19 protein-coding genes and 1 riboswitch are annotated in these 19,504 nt (G+C 72.1%); of the genes, 13 read left to right on the top strand and 6 right to left on the bottom strand.

Going from position 1 to position 19,504, the window contains the following annotated elements:
• Nucleotides 1–140: 140 nt before the first annotated feature.
• The 6 genes from RH864_RS00445 (at nt 141) to RH864_RS00420 (ending at nt 7,124) form a co-directional block, all read left to right on the top strand.
• On the top strand, nt 141–1,292 hold the full coding sequence (locus RH864_RS00445) for an ROK family transcriptional regulator (protein ID WP_310515541.1): 1,152 nt from the start codon (nt 141–143) through the stop codon (nt 1,290–1,292).
• Nucleotides 1,293–1,359: 67 nt separating this feature from the next.
• Complete coding sequence (locus RH864_RS00440) at nt 1,360–2,628, top strand: extracellular solute-binding protein (protein ID WP_310515540.1); 1,269 nt, start codon at nt 1,360–1,362, stop codon at nt 2,626–2,628.
• Nucleotides 2,629–2,717: 89 nt separating this feature from the next.
• Nucleotides 2,718–3,713: a carbohydrate ABC transporter permease gene (locus RH864_RS00435; RefSeq protein WP_310515539.1), complete on the top strand. Its 996-nt coding sequence runs from the start codon at nt 2,718–2,720 to the stop codon at nt 3,711–3,713.
• 77 nt (nt 3,714–3,790) lie between these two features.
• A complete protein-coding gene (locus tag RH864_RS00430) occupies nt 3,791–4,630 on the top strand; it encodes a carbohydrate ABC transporter permease (protein ID WP_310515998.1) in 840 nt (279 codons plus the stop codon).
• Nucleotides 4,627–6,201, top strand: a complete 1,575-nt coding sequence (locus RH864_RS00425; protein ID WP_310515538.1) for a glycoside hydrolase family 3 protein — start codon at nt 4,627–4,629, stop codon at nt 6,199–6,201. The genes RH864_RS00430 and RH864_RS00425 overlap by 4 nt, the downstream gene beginning before the upstream one ends.
• Nucleotides 6,198–7,124, top strand: a complete 927-nt coding sequence (locus RH864_RS00420) for an ROK family protein (protein WP_310515537.1) — start codon at nt 6,198–6,200, stop codon at nt 7,122–7,124. The genes RH864_RS00425 and RH864_RS00420 overlap by 4 nt, the downstream gene beginning before the upstream one ends.
• 46 nt (nt 7,125–7,170) lie before the next feature.
• Here the strand turns inward: RH864_RS00420 and RH864_RS00415 are convergent, their stop codons facing one another.
• Complete coding sequence (locus RH864_RS00415) at nt 7,171–7,761, bottom strand: TetR/AcrR family transcriptional regulator (protein WP_310515536.1); 591 nt, start codon at nt 7,759–7,761, stop codon at nt 7,171–7,173.
• A 98-nt stretch (nt 7,762–7,859) separates the two neighbouring features.
• Between RH864_RS00415 and RH864_RS00410 the strand changes: the two genes are divergently transcribed.
• On the top strand, nt 7,860–8,999 hold the full coding sequence (locus RH864_RS00410) for a hypothetical protein (RefSeq protein WP_310515535.1): 1,140 nt from the start codon (nt 7,860–7,862) through the stop codon (nt 8,997–8,999).
• A 21-nt stretch (nt 9,000–9,020) separates the two neighbouring features.
• Here RH864_RS00410 and RH864_RS00405 read toward each other — a convergent pair whose 3' ends face one another.
• Nucleotides 9,021–9,413 carry a YrdB family protein gene (locus tag RH864_RS00405; RefSeq protein ID WP_310515534.1) on the bottom strand — a complete coding sequence of 131 codons (393 nt, stop codon included), beginning with the start codon at nt 9,411–9,413 and terminating at the stop codon, nt 9,021–9,023.
• Nucleotides 9,410–10,282, bottom strand: a complete 873-nt coding sequence (purU, locus tag RH864_RS00400) for a formyltetrahydrofolate deformylase (protein WP_310515533.1) — start codon at nt 10,280–10,282, stop codon at nt 9,410–9,412. Before purU ends, RH864_RS00405 begins: the two co-directional genes overlap by 4 nt.
• Nucleotides 10,283–10,463: 181 nt before the next feature.
• Here purU and RH864_RS00395 point away from each other — a divergent pair, with 181 nt between their 5' ends.
• A complete protein-coding gene (locus tag RH864_RS00395) occupies nt 10,464–11,702 on the top strand; it encodes an MFS transporter (RefSeq protein WP_310515532.1) in 1,239 nt (412 codons plus the stop codon).
• Here RH864_RS00395 and RH864_RS00390 read toward each other — a convergent pair.
• Complete coding sequence (locus RH864_RS00390) at nt 11,623–13,533, bottom strand: sigma-70 family RNA polymerase sigma factor (protein ID WP_310515531.1); 1,911 nt, start codon at nt 13,531–13,533, stop codon at nt 11,623–11,625. The two genes, RH864_RS00395 and RH864_RS00390, sit on opposite strands and share 80 nt — an antisense overlap.
• Nucleotides 13,534–13,868: 335 nt before the next feature.
• Nucleotides 13,869–13,950: riboswitch (ZMP/ZTP riboswitch) on the top strand.
• Nucleotides 13,951–14,018: 68 nt separating this feature from the next.
• Here RH864_RS00390 and glyA point away from each other — a divergent pair.
• The 3 genes from glyA (at nt 14,019) to RH864_RS00375 (ending at nt 17,205) form a co-directional block, all read left to right on the top strand.
• On the top strand, nt 14,019–15,293 hold the full coding sequence (gene glyA, locus RH864_RS00385; protein WP_310515530.1) for a serine hydroxymethyltransferase: 1,275 nt from the start codon (nt 14,019–14,021) through the stop codon (nt 15,291–15,293).
• A 95-nt stretch (nt 15,294–15,388) separates the two neighbouring features.
• The gene (locus tag RH864_RS00380) at nt 15,389–16,273 is read left to right on the top strand and encodes a bifunctional methylenetetrahydrofolate dehydrogenase/methenyltetrahydrofolate cyclohydrolase (RefSeq protein WP_310515529.1); all 885 of its coding nucleotides are present in this window, start codon (nt 15,389–15,391) and stop codon (nt 16,271–16,273) included.
• Between the two features lie 497 nt (nt 16,274–16,770).
• A complete protein-coding gene (locus tag RH864_RS00375; protein ID WP_310515528.1) occupies nt 16,771–17,205 on the top strand; it encodes a hypothetical protein in 435 nt (144 codons plus the stop codon).
• A 32-nt stretch (nt 17,206–17,237) separates the two neighbouring features.
• Here RH864_RS00375 and RH864_RS00370 read toward each other — a convergent pair whose 3' ends face one another.
• Both RH864_RS00370 and RH864_RS00365 read right to left on the bottom strand, forming a co-directional pair.
• Nucleotides 17,238–17,627, bottom strand: coding sequence for a ribbon-helix-helix protein, CopG family (locus RH864_RS00370; RefSeq protein WP_310515527.1), 390 nt, complete (start codon nt 17,625–17,627; stop codon nt 17,238–17,240).
• Nucleotides 17,614–17,919 (bottom strand): hypothetical protein, encoded by a 306-nt coding sequence (locus RH864_RS00365; protein ID WP_310515526.1) that lies wholly within the window; start codon nt 17,917–17,919, stop codon nt 17,614–17,616. Before RH864_RS00365 ends, RH864_RS00370 begins: the two co-directional genes overlap by 14 nt.
• 265 nt (nt 17,920–18,184) lie before the next feature.
• Between RH864_RS00365 and RH864_RS00360 the strand changes: the two genes are divergently transcribed.
• Both RH864_RS00360 and RH864_RS00355 read left to right on the top strand, forming a co-directional pair.
• Complete coding sequence (locus tag RH864_RS00360; RefSeq protein ID WP_310515525.1) at nt 18,185–18,691, top strand: hypothetical protein; 507 nt, start codon at nt 18,185–18,187, stop codon at nt 18,689–18,691.
• The gene (locus RH864_RS00355) at nt 18,688–19,482 is read left to right on the top strand and encodes a hypothetical protein (RefSeq protein WP_310515524.1); all 795 of its coding nucleotides are present in this window, start codon (nt 18,688–18,690) and stop codon (nt 19,480–19,482) included. The genes RH864_RS00360 and RH864_RS00355 overlap by 4 nt, the downstream gene beginning before the upstream one ends.
• The last annotated feature ends 22 nt before the right edge of the window (nt 19,483–19,504 follow it).

Below are 19,504 nucleotides of genomic sequence, written 5' to 3'. Positions count from 1 at the left end.
GCCGTTCCGTTGGTCGCGGAGCGAAGTGTATCGAGACCCCGCGTGGGCTCTCGATACTCTTCGCCACTCGACCAACGATGGCGTTACCGAATCGAGGCTTGCCATTTGTTTGTTCGTAAGGTGTACTAACAAATGTGACGATGACGACCACGGCGGATGCCTCGACCCGAGCCCTGCGCCCGCGCGGCAAAGTGCTTCCCGAGCACGCGAGGCGGCACAACCGCTCGCTCGTCCTGCAGACCCTGTACTCGGCGGGCCCTCGGAGCCGCGCCGACGTCGCCCGTGAGACCGGGCTCACGAGGGTCACCGTCTCCGACCTCGTCGCCGCACTCATCGCGGAAGGCCTCGTCACCGAGCTCGGCCCCCAGGAGGCCGGCCGGCCGGGCAAGCCCGCGACCCTCATCGACATCGACCGCGCGGCGTTCCAGATCCTCGGCCTCGACCTCTCCGAGCACGACCTGTTCCGCGGGGCGGTCATGGACCTCGACGGCCAGGTCGTCGCGCGTGCCGAGATCGCGCTCGACGGCGCGACCGGACCCGAGGCCACGGCGCGCGTCGTGACGCTCGCCGAGCGCCTCGCCGGGCTCGCGACCGCGCCCGTGCTGGGCGCCGGCGTCGGCAGCCCCGGCGTCGTCGACCCGGCGGGCGTCGTCCGCTCGGCCCCGAACCTCGGCTGGCACGACGAGCCGCTGCAGCACCACGTCGCCTCCGTGCTCGGCGTCCCCGTCCACGTCGCGAACGACGCGAACGTCGCCGTGCTCGCCGAACACGGCGAGTCCGACGGGCGCGACCTGCTGCTCGTCAAGATCGGTCACGGTGTCGGTGCCGGCCTCATCATCGGTGGCCGGCCCGTCGTGGGCGACGGGTACGCCGCGGGCGAGATCGGTCACGTCGTCGTCGGCACCGACCGCGGTCCGCGCTGCGCCTGCGGCAAGGACGGCTGCCTCGAGGCGTGGGTGGCCGTGCCGCGTCTGACGGCGCAACTCGCCGAGATCGACCTCGCCGGTGGCGAGGCATCCGCTCGCGATGACCTGCTGCGGGAGGCCGGCCGCCGGCTCGGCATCGTGCTCGCGCCCGTCGTGGGCGCCCTGAACCTGGCGGAGGTCGTCCTGAGCGGCCCCGTCGAACTGCTCGACGGCGCGTTCCACGACGCGGCCGTCGACACGCTCCGGGACCGGACGATGGCGGAACAGCACCGCGGACTCCGACTCCGGATGACCGAGCACGGGCAGGACATCGTCCTGCGCGGTGCCGCGGTCATGGTCCTCTCCGGCCAGCTCGGGGTCTCGTAGACCCCACCACAGCACCAGGGTGCCGGAGGCTTCCGTCACCTTCACCCCCACGAAAGGAAGCAACGACATGAGGAAGACACTCGGCATCGTGGCGCTCGGCGCCGCGGCTGCGCTGACCCTCGCCGGCTGTGCCTCCGGAGGCAACGAGGCCTCGTCGGAAGAGGGCGCCGAGATCCGCGTCTGGCTGGTCGGCACCGACACGCCCGACGAGGCCCGGGAGTACCTGAAGACGACGTTCGAGGAAGAGCACCCGGACGCCACGCTGACCATCGAGGAGCAGTCCTGGGACGGTCTCGTCGACCGGCTCACGACCAGCCTGTCGGGCTCGGACAGCCCCGACGTCGTCGAGATCGGCAACACCCAGGCCGCCGCGTTCACCTCGGCCGGCGCGTTCCTCGACCTCACCTCGGACTTCGAGGCGCTCGGCGGCGACGACCTGCTGCCCGGCTTCGTCGAGGCGGGCTCGTACGACGGCAAGTTCTACGCCGCACCGCTCTACTCGGGCGCGCGACTCGTCTTCTACAACAAGGAGGCGCTCGGCGCCGCCGGCCTGACCGTGCCGACGACGCTCGACGAGTACGTCGCGACCGGTGAGGCGCTCGCGGCCGCCAACCCCGGCAAGTCGGGCATCTGGTGGCCGGGCCAGGACTGGTACAACGCGCTGCCGTTCATCTGGGAGCACGGCGGCGAGGTCGCCGTCGCCGACGGTGAGGAGTGGGACGCGCAGCTCGGGTCGGCCGAGTCCGTCGCAGGCCTCACCCAGGTCCAGGAGGTCATGACCAAGGCCTCGGCCGCGCCGAAGGATGCCAACGAGACCAACCCGCAGGTCGGCTACTGCGACGGCACGACGCTGCAGCTCTCGGCGCCGAGCTGGGTCAAGTGGTCGATCCTCGCCCCGGCCGACGCGGAGACGCCCGGATGCCCCGAACAGGAGGCCAACCTCGGCGTATATGCGCTGCCCGGCATGGACGGCGGTGCGGCGCAGGTCTTCGCCGGCGGGTCGAACATCGGCATCTCGGCGAACTCGGCGAACCCCGAGCTCGCGAAGGACGCGCTCGCGATCATCCTGTCCGACGAGTTCCAGACGATCTACGGCGAGAACGGGCTCGTGCCCGCGAAGATCTCGCTGGCCGACACGCTCGGCACCGACGAGGTCGCGCAGGCGATCGCCGCGGCCGCGGCCAACGCCAAGCTCACGCCGGCCTCGCCGAACTGGGCCGACGTCGAGGCGGCCGGCATCCTGCAGGACCTGTTCGTGAAGATCGCGCAGGGCGGCGACGTGCAGGCGCTCGCCGACGAGGCCGACGAGAAGATCGAGGCCATCCTCAACGGCTGACCCCGTTCGCGAGAGCCACGCTGGATCAGCGCGGTGCGGCGGGAGGTCCCACCGCCGCACCGCGTCCCGCCTCGATCTGAGGAGATGCCATGACCACGGTCGACCGCACCCCGGGCGCCGCCCCGAGCGCGATGGAGGGCGAGCGACTCGTCGCACCCGAGCCACCGCCCTCGCGAAACCGGCGCCGCGGCCGCCGCCGCGGCGGCCTGACCCCGTACGGCCTGCTCGTCCCGGCGAGCATCGTGCTGGCCGCGATCGTGGGCTGGCCCCTCGTCCAGCTGATCGTCACCTCGTTCCAGGAGTTCGGCCGGGCGCAGGTGTTCGGCGCGCCGCCCGCCTGGGTCTGGTTCGAGAACTACACCTCGGTGCTCACTGACCCTGCGTTCTACCAGGTGCTCATCCGCAGCATCCTGTTCGCCGCGGTCTGCGTCGTCGTGACCATGGTGCTCGGCACCCTGATCGCGCTCATGTTCGCGCGGCTGCCGAAGGCGTTCCGCATGCTGCTCTCGATCGGCATGCTGCTCGCGTGGGCCATGCCCGCGCTCACCGCGACGATCGTCTGGGGGTGGATGTTCGACTCGGCCTACGGGGTGGTCAACCACGTGCTCGTCAACGCGTTCGGGCTCGAGGAGTTCCGGCAGCATCCGTGGCTCATCGAGCCCCTCAGCTTCTTCTTCGTCGCGGGGCTCATCGTCGTGTGGGGCGCGGTGCCGTTCGTGGCGTTCACGCTCTACGCCGGCCTCACGCAGGTTCCCGACGAGGTGCTCGAGGCGGCGCAGCTCGACGGGGCCGGCGGTTTCCAGCGGTTCCGCCTCATCGTCTTCCCGTACCTGAAGCCGATCTTCCTGATCACGACGATCCTGCAGATCATCTGGGATCTGAAGGTGTTCACGCAGATCTTCGCGCTGCAGGACATCGGCGGGATCCGTGAGCAGACCAGCACGCTCGGCGTGTACATCTACCAGATCTCGATCGCAGGCGGTGACTTCGGCTCGGGTGGCGCCATCGCCGTCATCACCGCGATCATCGTCATGTCCATCTCGCTGTACTACGTGCGGCAGGTCGTCAAGGAGGAGGAGCTGTGACCGCCACTGCCGCCACCGCCGCCGCTGGTCGCCCCGTCAACGCGGCGCGCCGTGCTCCCGCGCGTCGCCGCGGTTCCATGCGTCGCCGCGCGGCCACCGTGGTCTACAGCGCCATCTCGGTCGTGCTGTTCGCGATCTTCGTGTTCCCCGTCTACTGGATGGTCAACACCTCGTTCCAGCCGAACAACCAGATCCGCGGCTCGGAGATGCACTTCTGGCCCGACAACTTCACGCTCCGCAACTACGAGACCGTGCTGTTCGACCCGGGGCGCACGCCGTTCCTGCCGGCGGCCGCCAACTCGCTGATCGTGACCGTCACGACCGTCATCGTGGCCCTGTTGTTCGCGTTCGCCGCGTCCGTCGCGGTCACACGGTTCCGGTTCAAGACGCGGCGCGCGTTCATCATCCCGATCCTCGTGATCCAGATGATCCCCGGCGAGGCCATGATCGTCTCGGTGTTCCGCGTGATCGACGGCTGGCAGCTGCTCAACACGATCATCGGGCTCACGCTCGTGTACATCGCGACCGTGCTCCCGTTCACGATCTGGACCCTGCGCGGGTTCGTGAACGGCGTGCCCGTCGATCTCGAGGAGGCCGCCATGATCGACGGCTGTTCGAGGTTCGGTGCGTTCTGGCGGGTCACGTTCCCGCTGCTCGCGCCGGGGCTCGTCGCGACGGGCGTGTTCGGGTTCATCCAGGCGTGGAACGAGTTCGTGTTCGCGCTCGTGCTGAACGCCCGGCCCGAGATGATGACGCTGCCGGTGTGGTTGCGCACGTTCCTCGTCGCGAACGGCACGACCAACTGGGCGGCCATCATGGCCGGGTCGACGCTCATGGCGATCCCCGTGATCGTGTTCTTCCTGATCGTGCAGGGGCGCATGACGAGCGGACTCGTCAGCGGGGCGGTGAAGGGATGACCGCGGCGACGGCATCGGCCGCGACGGCCGGCGGGGCGCTGCGCCGCGACGCCCTTGCGACCCTGCTCCCGGGCTTCGAAGGTCCGGATGCCCCGGGCTGGCTGCTCGATCTGCTGCGCGAGGGGCTCGGGGGCGTGTGCCTGTTCGGCTCGAACGTGGTGTCGGCCGCGCAGCTGCGCACCCTCGTCGCCACGCTGCGCGGGGCCGGGCCCGAGTCGGTCGTCGCGATCGACGAGGAGGGGGGCGACGTCACCCGCCTGCACGCGGCCGCGGGCTCGCCGTACCCGGGCAACGCCCTGCTGGGCCGGCTCGACGACGTCGCGCTCACCGAACGGGTGGCGCGGGCCGTCGGCGAAGCCCTGGCCGACGTCGGGGTCACGCTCACGTTCGCACCCGACGCCGACGTGAACAGCAACGCCTCGAACCCCGTCATCGGCGTGCGCAGCTTCGGCGCCGACCCGGCGCTCGCCGCGCGGCACACGGCCGCATGGGTGCGCGGGGTGCAGGCGTCGGGCGTCGCGGCGAGCGCCAAGCACTTCCCGGGCCACGGCGACACGGCCGAGGACTCGCACCTCGCGCTGCCCGTCGTCGACCTGCCGCTCGCGGAGCTGACGGCCCGCGAGCTCGTGCCGTTCCGCGCGGCGATCGAGGCGGGCACGCGCACGATCATGACGAGCCACATCCTGTTGCCGCAGCTCGACCCCGGGCTCCCGGCGACGCTCTCGCCGCGCATCCTCGGCGGGCTGCTCAGGGACGAGCTCGGCTTCGAGGGGGTCATCGTCTCCGACGCGCTCGACATGCGCGGGGCGAGCGGCGAGCGCGGCATCGCCGAGGCGGCGGTGCTGGCGCTCGCGGCCGGCTGCGACCTGCTGTGCATCGGCACGGATGTCTCCGAGGCGACGGTCGAGGGCACGGTCGCGGCCGTCGAGCGTGCGGTGGCCGATGGGCGGCTCGCACGCGCGCGCGTCGCCGAGGCGGCGGCGCGCGTGCGCGAGCTCGCGGCGACCGCGCCGGCGGTGCCGGCGGCGCCGACCGTCGGGGAGGGCCACGCTCAGGCCGCGACGGCGCCCGATGACGCCGTCGTCGCTCCCGCGATGCTCGCGACCGCGTTCGACCTGCGTCCCGGTGCGCTGGACATGCTCGCCGGCGGCCGGATCGGGACGGTCGTGCGTGTGGACACCGTCGCGAACATCGCCGTCGGCGGCGTGCCGTGGGGCCCGTTCGCGGCCGAGGCCGCCGCATCCGTGCCGTCGTGGCTCAGCGAGACGAAGGTGGAGCCGCTCGCCGCGACGCGGCCGCTCACCGACCCGGCCGGCCTCGAGGGGCCCGTGCTCGTCATCGGCAAGGACCTGCACCGGCACGCGTTCGCGGTCGCGGCGGTCGACGCGCTCCGCGCGGCGCGGGACGACGTCGTGACGTGCGATCTCGGCTGGCCGGGCGAGGACCGCGCGTATGCCGATGTGGCGACGTTCGGCGCCTCGCGCCTCGCGGGTCGGGCGTTCATCGCCCTGATCGCCGACGCACTCGCGGGGAAGGCGCCAGGCCCGGGCCGGCAGGCGGTGACCACATGAGGCTCGGCATCGACATCGGCGGCACCAAGACCGCGGCGGTGCTCGTGGGCGTCGACGGCGAGCTCAGCGAGCAGGTGCGCCTGCCGACGGGCTTCGGGGCCGATGCCGTGGTCGCCGCCGCGCTGAACGCGGTCGCCCGGATGAGCGCGATCGCCGGCGTCGACGCGAGGTCGTTCGCGTCGATCGGGGTCGGCATCCCTGGCGCGGTCGACAGCCGCACGGGTCGCGTCGAACATGCCGTGAACCTCGGCCTCGACGGTCTCGACCTGGGCGACCGCATCGCCGACCGGCTCGGCGTGGCGGTTCGCGTCGAGAACGACGTGAACGCGGCCGCGCTCGGCGCGCACCACCTGCTCGGCCAGGCCGACGGTGTTCCGGCGAACTCCATGGCGTTCCTGAATCTCGGCACGGGCCTCGCGGCGGGCATCGTGCTCGACGGGCAGATCCTGCGCGGCGGCCGTGGCATCGCGGGCGAGATCGGCCACATCCCGGTCGATCCGGCCGGTGAGCGGTGCGTCTGCGGACAGCGTGGATGTCTCGAGGTCATCGCCTCGGGCTCGGCCATCGCCAGACGGTGGCCCACGACGCATCCGTTGCCCGCGCGCGAGCTGTTCGATCGCGCAGCGGCCGGCGACGTACACGCGGTCGCGGAGCGCGACCGGTTCCTGACCGGCGTCGCATCCGCGGTGCGCCTGCTCGCGCTCACGACCGACGTCGACCGGGTCGTCATCGGCGGCGGGCTCACGCAGCTCGGCGACGAGCTCGCCGACGGGCTGCGCGACGTGCTCGACCGCTGGTCGGCGGACTCCGCGTTCCTCGCGTCGATCGGTCTCGCGCACCGCGTGCAGCTCGTGCCGCCGGGGTTCCCCGTGGCGGCGGTCGGCGCCGCGCTCATCGGAACGGCCGCGTGGCAGGGCGCCTGATCGAGCCCGGCGCGGCACTCGGGGCGGAGCCCGACGTGCGAGGCGCTCAGTGCGGGAGGGTCTCGGCGAGCGCGGCGAGATAGCCCTCGTCGTCGAAGTCCTCGACGATCGCGCGCTGGACCATGAACCCGGGCGCGACGGCGAGGACCACCGGGGCGACGCGACGTGCCCACGCCTCGGGATCGCCCGTGACGCGTCCGGGTCCGGCGTTCGCCCAGTCGACGAGCTGGGCCGTCACGGTCGCGCGCAGCCGCACGAACACGGCGTTCGCGAGCCGGCGGATCTCAGGGTCGATCGCGGCCTCGGACCAGAGCTGCACGACCACATGGCTGAACGGTTCGCGCCGGAACCCGTCGAGCAGCGTGCGCATGAGCTCACCGGGCGTCAGCGGGGTGCCGTCGGGATGTCGGGCCTCGAGGTCGCCCTCCCTGGCGGCGAGCACCTGTTCCGCCACCGCGGCGAACAGCTCCTGCTTGCCCTCGAAGTGGCCGTAGATCGCGCCGGCCGAGAGCCCGGACTCCGCGATGATGTCGGTCATCGACGTGCCGCGATACCCCTTGCGGGCGAAGCAGCGCACGGCGGCACCGAGGATCTGGGTGCGTCTGGCGGCACGGTGGGCGTCGGACACCTTGGGCACGGGCGCGCTCCCTCCTCTGCCGCGGATGTATTGACAAGCATAGGGTGCGGGAGGAGTATAAAGAACGAATATTCGTTTTTTATGGGAGGTCGAGCAGGATGTCTCGTCACGACGTAGCGGCCCCGACCGCAGCCGTCCCTGCCACCCGCAGCGCAGCCGACTCGACGCCCGGAGCGACCGGCGCCGGCCACGGCGGCGGCGCGGGGACGCGGACGCCGATCGGCCGCGTGATCGCGCTCGCGCTCGTGCTCGCCGGCGTCGTCTCGGTGATCGTGCTCGCGTTCGCCTGGCCGTCGGTCACCGCCGAGCCGCACGACCTCCCGATCGCGATCACCGGGCCGGCCCAGGCGGTCACCGCCGCAGAGTCGGCGGTGCAGGACCAGCAGCCCGGCGCGATCGCGTTCGACGAGGTGGCCGACCGCGGCGCCGCCGTCGACGCGATCGAGTCACGCGCGGTGTACGGCGCGATCGTGCTCGGGCCGGAGCCCGAGGTGCTGGTCTCGTCCGCCTCGAGCCTGCTGGTGAGCCAACTGCTCACGGCGCTCGCCGGGCAGCTCGAGACCGGGGTGAACGCGCAGGCCGCGCAGGCGGCCGAGGCCGCGGGCTCACCGGCGGCGCCACCGCACATCGACGTCGCCGTGACCGACGTGGTGCCGCTCGCCGAAAGCGACCCGCGCGGCGCGGGGCTGGCGGCCTCGCTGTTCCCGATCGTGCTCGGCGGCATGCTCGGCGGCATCGCGATCTCGCTCGCGGTCATCGGAGCGCTGCGCCGGCTCCTCGCAGTCGCGGTCTACGCGGTCGTGGGCGGGATCGCGCTCGCCGCGATCCTCGGGTCGTGGTTCGGCGCGCTGCAGGGCGAGCTCTGGCTGAACGCCGCCGCGATCGCCCTGGCCCTCGCGGCGATCGCCGCGCCGATCACCGGGTTCGTGGCGCTCATGGGGCGCGCGGGCCTCGCGGTCGGCCCGATCGTCATGCTGCTGTTCGCGAACCCGATCTCGGCGGCTGCGCTCCCGAAGGAGTTCTACCCGGTGCCGTGGGGCGAGGTGGGGCAATGGTTCCCGCCGGGGGCGGCCGCAACGCTCGTGCGCGAGCTGTCGTACTTCCCGGCGGCCGACCTGACGTTCCCGTGGCTGGTGCTCGCCGCGTGGGCCGTGGGCGGCGCGCTGCTGTCGGTGCTCGGGCACTTCCGCACCGCGGGCGCCGCGGAGCCCGACCGTGAGGCCGCGATCGCGACCTGAGCCGTGGTGCGGCGTGACCGCTCAGCCGGCGAGCTCCTTGCGGCCGTTGATGATGCCGCTCACGGCGGCGACGACGGCCGTGAGGATCGCGACGACGGGCTGACCCATGATCCACCAGGCGATCGCGGTCGCCGAGAACACGGCGATCTCGACGAGCGCCTTGCCGAACGGGTCCACGCGGATCACGGCCCTGGGCGAGACGAACAGCGCCCAGAGCAGCACCGCGAGGAGCGGAGCGCCGATGCCGATCAACACGCCGGGCCAGGGCAGCGGAAACGCCACGAAGCCCCAGACGGCGAGCGTGACGAACGCGAACAGCTCGAGCAGGAAACGCAGGACGTCGTTCGGGCCGATCTTCGGCATGGGCTGGGGTGCGGGTTCGGTCACGACCGACCAGTCTACGACGCGGCTCACCGGAAGATGATCGTCCGCGCGCCGTCGAGCAGCACGCGGCGCTCGGCGAACCACTTCACGGCCTGGCTGAGCGTGCGGCTCTCCTCGTCTTGCCCGATCGCGACGAGCTCGGCGACGCTTCGCGAGTGATCCACGCGGACCACGTTCTGCTCGATGATCGGGCCCTCGTCGAGGTCGCTCGTCACGAAGTGCGCGGTCGCGCCGATGAGCTTCACGCCCCGCGCATGCGCCTGCCGATACGGGTTCGCACCCTTGAAGCCCGGCAGGAACGAGTGGTGGATGTTGATGCAGCGGCCCGCGAGGGCGTCGCACAGCTCGGGGGAGAGGATCTGCATGTATCGCGCGAGCACCACGAGCTCGATGTCGTGCTCGTCGACCGCGTCGAGGATGCGCCGCTCGAACGCGGCCTTCTCGTCGGGGTTCGTGACGGCCGCCGACTCGAACGGAACCCCGTAGAAGTCGACCAGGTCGCGCAGCGTGCCGTGGTTGGACAGCACGAGCGGGATCTCGACGTGCAGCTGGCCCGCGCGCTGGCGGAACAGCAGGTCGTTCACGCAGTGGCCCGCCGTCGACGCGAGCACGAGGGTGCGCAGCGGCCGACCCACCTCATCGAGGTGCCACGTCATGTCCCAGCGCTCGACGACGGGGCGGAGGGCCGCTTCGAACTCCGCACGGTCGGCGGGGGACTCGACCTGGACCCGCATGAAGAAGCGGCCGGTGTCGAGGCTCGCGAACTGCTGGCTCTCGCTGATGTTGCCGCGTGAGGCCACGATCGCCCCGCTCACGGCGTGCACGATGCCGGGTCCGTCGGCGCAGCTCAGGGTGAAGACCCAGTGGTACAGATGGCCGTCGGCGGGGGCGGTGGTCATCCGCCCAGCGTACCTTCCGCGGTAGACTGCTCACGGTCGCCGGTCACCGTCGGCCCTGGGCGCGCACATGAGCGCGTAGTCGACCCGCCGCCGCGCCGGTGCCTCCCCGATCCGATCCCGACCCGGACGATCGTCTGGCCCGGCTCGTCGAGGCGGGGAACGCCGTCGGAGAGACATCCTGATGTCCGACACCGAACCCGTGCACGAGCGCGCCGCGCCCGCGATGCCCTGGCCGGGGCTCATCGCCCTCGCTGCGGCGGTCTTCCTCTCGATCACCAACGAGATGCTGCCGACCGGGCTGCTGCCCGAGATGGGCGGCGAGCTCGCCGTTCCCGAGGCGTTCATCGGCCTCACGGTGTCGGTGTTCGCCTTCACGGTCGTCGTCACGTCGGCGCCGCTGGTCGCCGCCACCAGCCGGATTCCCCGGCGGGCGCTGCTCGTCGCGGTGCTCATCGTGCTCGGCTGCTCGACCGCGCTCTCGGCGCTCGCCGTCGACTACTGGATGCTCGTCGCGGTGCGCGTCGTCGGCGGGGTCGCGCACGGCGTGTTCTGGGCGCTCGTGGCCGCGTCGGCGGCGCGGCTGGTGCCCGAGCGGCTGATCGGCCGCGCGGTCGCCGTCGTGCTCGGCGGCGGCACGCTCGCGCTGGTCGCGGGCGTGCCGGCCGCGACCGTGCTCGGCCAGGCGATCGGCTGGCGCGCCGCGTTCGGCGTGGTCGCGGTGCTCACCTTCGTGTGCGCCGTCGTCGTGCGGCTCGCGCTCCCCGCGGACCGCGCGGGCGCCTCGCCGACCGCGGCGCGCTACCGGCCGAGCGACGCCGGGTTCGGGCAGGTGCTGCTCGTCTGCGTCGTGACGGCCGTGACCATGCTGGGCCAGTACGCCGTGTACACGTACGTGGCGCCGCTCATCACCGACCTGATCGGGCTCGAGGCCGGCGCGATCGGCCCCCTGCTGTTCGTCTACGGCATCGCGGGCGCCGCCGGGCTCGTGCTGGCCGGCTCGCCGCTGTCGCGGCACGCGACCGGCACCATGATCTGGTCCATGTCGATCGCGGCGGTCGCCCTGACGGTCCTCGCGCTCGACCTCGCCGTCGGCGTCTCCATCGCCGCGTTCGCGGTGTGGGGGCTCGCGTTCGGGGCGATCCCGCCACTCCTCCAGATCCGGCTGCTGCAGGCCGCGCCCGCCGGGCACCGCGACGCGGCGAGCGCGTTGTACACCACGGCGTTCAACGTCGGCATCGGCGGCGGTGCGCTCGTCGGCTCGGTGGTGTTCGGCGCACTCGGCGTCGCCACGCTGCCCTGGCTGTACGCGGCGGTGCTCGTGGTCGCGGTCGCGGTCGTCGCTATCGGATCGCGCGCACCGCGGGACCGGTCCGGGCGCCCCCGTCGACCGGCACGGAGTAGCGCGCCTCGATCCGGTTGAGCCACCCGGGGAAGAGGCGGCTCGCCGCGCCGTCCGCGTCGAGCGGGACGTGCATCCATGGGGTGCCGTCGATCATGAGCTCGACGATCGAGTTGGGCACGCCGCGGAGGTCGAGCGAGAGCACCGTGACGCGCACCTCGGGTGCGGCCAGCTCGACGAGCTGTTCGGCGGGCTCCGAGATCCGGCCGCCGGGCTCGGTCTGGGTGAGTCGCAGCACGGATGCTCCGGGTGGAAGTCCGTGCACCGCGACCGTCCAGCTGCCGGTGCCGTCGGCGTCCGCGGTCCAGGACCCGCCTCGCTCGTCGGTCACGGTGACGGCCGACCGCGGCCCGGCGAGGCCGGACAGGATGGGGTCGGCGAGCCCGCCCGCGGTGTCCGCTACGTGCACGACCGGGGCCGGGGGCGCGGCCGGTTCTGGTTCTGGCTCCGGCCCCGGCTCTGGTTCCGGCGCCGGATGTGGGGCCGGCTCGGGGTTCGGCTCCGGTTCGGGCGGCGCCGGGTGCGGCGCGGGGTTCGGTGCAGCACTCGGCGAGGGCGGAGCGTCGACGGACGGCGCGGGCTCGGGCGCTCCGGCCGGCGGAGGGGGCGATGCGGGCGGGCCGACCTCGCGCGGGATGGGCTGGAGGTCGGTCGCCCGGTCGGGCGCGGGCGCGAGCTCGGTGACCGGCTCGGGCGAGGCGCCGACGGTCGGCAGCGGGGAGTCGGGCTCTGCTTCGGCGACCGCGGCCGGTGTGGCGAGGTCGGCGGCGGGAGCCGGACCGGGCAGCGACGGGAGCACCACGGCGGCCGCGACCGCGGCGGCGACGAGCAGTGCCCCGCCCGCGAGCCCCGCGACCGCACCCGCACCAGCACCGATGCCAGCGGTCGCCGCACCGGTGGAGGCTGTGGTGCCCGCCGCGGACGTCGCCGCGGCCGAGGTGCCCGCGCTGCTCGTGCCGGGTTCCATGATCGGCGGCGGAATGCTGCCGGCCGCCGCCGAGCCCTCCGTCGCCGGCACGCCGAGTGCGCCCGCGGCGACCCCGGCTGCCGGCGCACCGTCGCGAAGCCATCCCGCGTAGCTCGCCGCACCCGCGAGGCCCGCGGTCAGCGGCAGCAGCACGAGGGCGAGCCGCGCACCGACGTGCTTCGCCTCAGCCGCGGCGTCGCGGCAGCTCGCGCAGTCGTCGAGATGCACGTCGAGCCGCCGGGCGTCGCGCGGGCCCAATCGCTTCCGGGTGTGGGCGCCGAGGTGCTCGAGCGCCCAGCGGCAGTCCGCCGCCACGGCGCTCCGCAGGTGCGCCTGGATCCACGCCTGCCGGAGTCCCTCGCGCGCCCGGTACGTGAGCGCCGAGGTGCTGTTCGCGCTCATGCCGATCAGCGGCGCGATCTGCCGAGGAGTCAGCTCCTCGACCTCGCCGTACCAGAGCACCTCCTGCCACCTGGTCGGCAGCGACCGGAATGCGTCGGCGACGAGACTTCGGTCGAGGGCCTCGTGCTGCGCCTCCTCGCCGCGATCCGGGTCCTCGATCGTGTCGAGCGTGTCGATCGTCGTCGTTTGCGGCGCACGTCCCCACGAGGCCGCCGTGTTGCGGATCGTGGTGAACAGATACGGCCGGAATGCGCCCGTGGGCCCGCCACCGTTCCGGATCGCCTCGTAGATGCGCGTGAACGACTCGGCCACGAGATCTTCGTCGTCGAGCGTGCTGAACCCGCGCGCGACCGCGCGACCGGCGGACGCGTGGCGGCGCCACAGCTCGGCATAGGCCGTCTCGTCACCCGCGCGAGTCCGCAGCACCAGGAGCGCGTCGGAGTCGACGGAATCGGTGGCGGGTGCGGACGGCACGGAGGACACGGGCGGTCTCCTGAGCGGGTCGGGTGTGCGCGGTCATGCCCGGTCGGGGAACCGGACGCTCGACCACCATTCCAGCAGAAATTCTTCGGCGATGCGCGTCATGAAACGGGCCGGCCGGCGTCTCTTCGGGTGAGGACCCCCTGCGGCGGACACCCGAACCCGTCGCAAGGGGCGCCGGCCTACCCACCGGCGAACCTCGAGCACGCGACGACGCGCGCAGGCCGGCCGCGGGCGCACGGGGGACCACGCGCCCGCGGCCGGACCCTTCTCCGCCTCCGCGGGACCCGCGGGAGTCCGGGCCGAGCGCTTCCCGGCGAGGCATCCGTTGCTATGCTTGCTGGCGTCGCGACTGGCGTTGAGATGGATTCCCATCGGGGAGCGACTGGCACGGACCGACCGCACGCCTGGGCCGGTACGACTGCCTCGTGGCGCTTGTCGCTCGAGGCAGCACCCACTTTGGTCCGTGTACCCAGAAGGAGCCAGTCTTGGCCGAGTCCATCTTCAATTCGCCGCTCGCAGAGGTCGACCCCGAGATCGCCGAGGTGCTCGAGCTCGAGCTCGGTCGCCAGCGCGACTACCTCGAGATGATCGCGAGCGAGAACTTCGTGCCGGTCTCGGTGCTGCAATCGCAGGGCAGCGTGCTCACCAACAAGTACGCCGAGGGCTACCCGGGGCGCCGCTACTACGGCGGCTGCGAGTACGTCGACGTCGCCGAGTCGCTCGCGACCGAGCGCGCGAAGTCGCTGTTCGGTGCCGAGTACGCGAACGTGCAGCCGCACTCGGGCGCGACCGCGAACGCGGCCGTGCTGTCGGCCATCGCGACGCCCGGCGACACGATCCTGGGCCTCGAGCTCGCGCACGGCGGCCACCTCACGCACGGCATGCGCCTGAACTTCTCGGGCAAGCTCTACAACGCCGTCGCCTACGGGGTCGACCCCGAGACGTTCCTCGTCGACATGGACCGGGTGCGCGACGCCGCGCTCGAGCACAAGCCGCAGGTCATCATCGCGGGCTGGTCGGCCTACCCCCGGCACCTCGACTTCGCGGCGTTCCGCGCGATCGCCGACGAGGTCGGGGCGAAGCTCTGGGTCGACATGGCGCATTTCGCGGGCCTCGTCGCCGCGGGCCTGCACCCGTCGCCCGTGCCCTACGCCGATGTCGTGTCGTCGACCGTGCACAAGACGATCGGCGGCCCGCGCTCGGGCTTCATCGTGTCGCGTGACACCGAGCTCGCGAAGAAGCTCAACTCGAACGTGTTCCCCGGCCAGCAGGGCGGTCCGCTCATGCACGTCATCGCCGCGAAGGCGACGGCGTTCAAGATCGCCGCGTCGGAGGAGTTCAAGGACCGGCAGGAGCGCACCATCCGCGGTGCGCAGATCCTCGCCGACCGGCTGACCGCCGACGACTCGCGCGCCGCAGGCGTCGACGTGCTCACCGGCGGCACCGACGTGCACCTCGTGCTCGCCGACCTCCGCAACTCGCAGATCAACGGCCAGGAGGCCGAGGACCTGCTGCACGACGCGCTCATCACCGTGAACCGCAATGCGGTGCCGTTCGACCCGCGCCCGCCGATGGTCACGTCGGGCCTGCGCATCGGCACGCCCGCGCTCGCGACGCGCGGCTTCGGCGACGCCGAGTTCACCGAGGTCGCCGACGTCATCGCCGAGGTGCTGAAGGGCGGGGCGGATGTCCCCGCGCTGCGCGCGCGCGTGCAGAAGCTCACCGAGGCGTTCCCGCTCTACCCCGGCCTGCAGCAGTAGTGCCGTGGCGCGCGCGGCGGCTCATCGCCGCCGCGCGGCGCCGCATCCGCCCGCCCGCCGATCCGGGAGACGCCGTACGAGATGGAGAACCAGACATGACCGCGGTGAAGTTGGACGGCGTCGCGACCGCGTCGGCCGTGAAGTCCGAGCTCGCGGTGCGCATCGCGCAGCTGCGTTCGAACGGCATCGTTCCGGGGCTCGGCACGCTGCTCGTGGGTGACGACCCCGGCTCGAAGTCATATGTGGCGGGCAAGCACCGCGACTGCGCCGAGGTCGGCATCGAGTCGATCCAGGTCGAGCTGCCCGCCTCGGCGTCGCAGGCCGACGTCATGGCGGCCATCGCCGACCTCAACGCGGCGCCCGAGGTGACCGGGTACATCGTGCAGCTGCCGCTGCCCGCCGGGCTCGACGAGCACGCCGCCCTCGAGGCCATCGATCCGTCGAAGGACGCCGACGGCCTGCACCCGACGAACCTCGGCCGGCTCGTGCTCGGCATCGAGGGCGAGCTGCGCTCGCCGCTGCCGTGCACGCCCGCGGGCATCGTCGAGATGCTGCAGCGCTACGACGTGCCGATCCACGGCAGGCACGTGACCGTGATCGGTCGCGGGCTCACGGTCGGGCGTCCGCTCGGGCTGCTGTTCACGCGCAAGGGACTCGATGCGACCGTGACGCTCACGCACTCGCGCACCGTGGATCTCGCGGCCGAGGTGCGGCGGGCCGACATCGTGGTCGCCGCCGTGGGCGTGCCGCACCTCGTGCAGCCCGACTGGGTGAAGCCGGGCGCGGCCGTGCTCGACGTCGGCATCACGCGCGTCGAGGACGAGGAGACCGGCAAGGGCAAGCTCACGGGCGACGTCGATCCGGCCGTCGCGTCCGTCGCAGGCCACCTGTCACCCAACCCGGGCGGCGTCGGGCCGATGACGCGCGCCATGCTGCTCGCCAACGTCGTCAAGGCGGCCGAGCTGCGGCTGTCGGCCTAGCGCGCGCCGCCGCCGATGGTGTGGCGGCGCTGGTGCGCGCCCGCTGCTGTGCTGGCGCGCGCTGCTGTGCTGGCGCGCGCTGCCGGCGTCGCCTCCAACGGGTTTCTTGCTCAGGAAGAGTCCGGCGACGCGCGGCGAACGGATGCTCCGGGGACGGCGTGTCCCGTGAAGGTTCCTGAGGTGGAATGTTCCGAGTTGCGGTGGGACCGCGACTGGGTGTCGGCGCGCTCGGCGGGTCGCGTGGGCACGCCTGAAAGCGGCCGATGCGGGGCGCGGGCCGTGGTGCCTGTGGAGAGCGCGAACGGGCGCCGCGCGAGGCGCTCTATGGTGCTCGCATGACGAGCTGGGTGGAGCGGAAGTCGAGGCGGCACTCGGGAAGGGCTCATGCCGTACGGCGCGGGTCGGTGCGTGTGGTCGCTGTGGGGGTCGCGCTCACGGCGGTGGGCGCCTGCACGGGATGCGTCTTACGCGATCTGCGTCCCGCGGAGCCGACGGCCGTGCAGCCCGTCTTCGCCTCCGACGATGAGGCGTTGGCCGCGGCCGTCACGACCTACGAGCGGTACTTGTCGGTCGAGGCCGAGATCGTCTCGGCCGGCGGCGCTGGGGCCGAGCGCGTGCTCGAGGTCACCACGGACACCTACGGGCTGGACCTGCTCGCGGACTTCCGGGAGATGCGCGCGACGGGGGAGCGCCCGGCCGGGCCCGCGACCATGGCCGCGTCCCGACTCGTCGAGATCGACCGCGACCGCACGCGGCTGAGCGTCGCGATCTGCCTCGACGTCAGCGCGATGCAACTCTCGGAGCACCCCGGCGAAGAGGCTCCCCGAGACACCGAGGACCTCGTCACCGTCGAGGCGGCGTTCCGCTCGGCGAACGCGGCACGCATCCTGCTCGACGGCAGCAAGCCCTGGGACGGCGAGCCGATCTGCTGAGGTGTGCTCGGCCAGGGGACGTCACTCGGCCGTCAGCGTCGCGATCCGGTATCGAGGTAGGCGACGATGGCCTCTCGCATGAGGTCGCTGATGTCGCGATGCTCGCGCGACGCCCTCGCGAGGAGCCGCTCGTCGACCTCGCGAGGAAGTCGCACCTGCCGTTTCGGAGAGGCGCCGGATCCCGTGGTCCCGCTCAGGCTCGGTCGCCCGCCCCGGTTGATCGCGCGATCGAGTGCCTCTTCGCCGACGATCGATTCCATGAGCGATCGGCCGGCCGCCGCCGCCTCGGGGCCGACCAGGATCTCCTCGGGATTTCCGATGTCGAACGCTTTCGATTCCGCCCATGCGCTCAGTTCTTCGGCAATCGCCGTCTCGGCGGCATCGAGTGGTCGGCCCCGGAGTGCATCGTCATCCGCGTGCATCTCGTCTCCCTTCCGCGATGAGCAATCGGGCCCGATCGAGTGTCTTCGATCGAAGCGGCATGACATGGAACACCCCTGCATCGCGATCTGTGTGGTCGATGATCGCCATGACCTCGATGAGGTCGGTTCGCTCGCGCTTCGGCCCGATGAATAAGTCCGGTCGCATCCCTCCCGGTATCCGCGATTCGTCGAACGAACGGACATGGATCGCGACGGCCTGCATCGCGTGAAGTGCATCAGCTCGCTCGACGCCATGCTTGTCGGCGCTGTGCGCCCATGCGAGTTGAGCCATGCTAGCTTCTGTCCTCCAAAACCGCAATGGCGAATCGGCTCCGCCCGGCGCGCGACGAGCTTGGCAGGACGGCGGCCCTTGGCCACGACGGTTCGCCCGAACCGGGGGAAACGGTTCGCGGTCGGAAGGGTGTGGATAACTCGCGCCGCCGGAGTGCGGGGGACCGTACGGTGGGCGCATGCAATCGGGGGACGCGCGATCTGTACAGCGAACGGCGCAAGGCCGCACTCGCGGTGGCGGTGTGGGGAGATGGCCTAGGGTCCTGGTGAGCTTCGCGATCGTGGTGGGTATGGCCGGGTGCAGCGCCGCGAATGGCGAGCCGGCCGTCTCACCGAGCCCGACGCCGATGTTCGACTCGGACGAGGAGGCGACGGCTGCTGCGGTCGAGGTCTATGAGCGGTATCTCGCAGTGAACGCGGCCATCAATGCGGACCATGGCACGAACGCTGAGCGCATTCTCGATGTGACGACGAACCGCTATGGGACGGAGTTGCTCGCCGAGTTCCGCAGCATGCGGGAGGCGGGCGTGCACATCACGGGGAGCGGCGCGCTCGTTGATTGGCGTCTGGCCGAGATCGACGAGCTGCGGCGGCACCTCGACCTCGAACTTTGCCTGAGCGCTGGCGATACTCGGATCATCGATGCGGCTGGCAACGATGGGACGCCCGATCGGCCCGATGTCGCGCCGCTGGTCGTCTCATTCACGGTATTGGACTCAGGTCAGGTGCGACTGGACGGGAGTGAGACGTGGTCTGGCGAGCAATTCTGTTGAGCGGCACGATCGTCCTCGGTCTGACGGCCGCGGCCGGCGCGTCGACGAGCTGTTCTGCGAACGGATCCTGGATCGGGTGCCCACCTCCAGTTCAGGGGTCGATCGGGAACGGGAGAGTCGAGCTCGACGCGTGGGAACGGATCGCCGGAGCACCGTCGAGCGAACATCGCTCTGACCCTGGGGGCGGCCACGGATCGAACTCGGACCGCGGCGGCGACCCGCGTGGCACGCCGTCGTGGTGCAGCGCGGGGATCTGCGGGTGGGCGCCGCCGTCGACAGCCGAGCCGGCCGACCCGGGTACGCCCGGGGTCACGATCGAGGACATCGCGTCGTTCGCGCCCGCGGTGCCGGCCGGGTCGATGGAGCCCGGCCCCGGGATCGCGGTCCGACGGCTACCGGCGAACTTCATCAGCCACGCCACCGAACAGGTCGTCAGCGCACCGCTGCTGGGCCGCCCCGCCGAGGTGCGATTCACCCCGGTCTTCTACGTGTGGGACACCGGTGACGGCGGGCGGGTCGAGTCGGCCAAGCCGGGCAGGACCTGGGCGAAGCTGCGCGTGAAGGAGCTGACCGACACCGCGACCAGTCACCGCTACCAGGAACGCGGCTACTACGACGTCCGCCCCACGGTCACGTTCGAGGCGGCCTACCGGTTCGACGGCTCCGGCTGGACCACCGTGGGCGAGCTCGACGTCGCCGCCGCCCCGACCCGGGTCCGCGTCGTCACCGTCGAGACCCGCCTCACCCGCGGCTCATGCCTCGACTACCCCGACGACCCCGGCTGCCGTTGACCGGCGTCCACCACCGACCGGG

It is taken from the genome of Agromyces aerolatus, assembly GCF_031432255.1.
GTDB lineage: Bacteria > Actinomycetota > Actinomycetes > Actinomycetales > Microbacteriaceae > Agromyces.
This window is presented reverse-complemented; position numbering and strand designations above follow the sequence as displayed.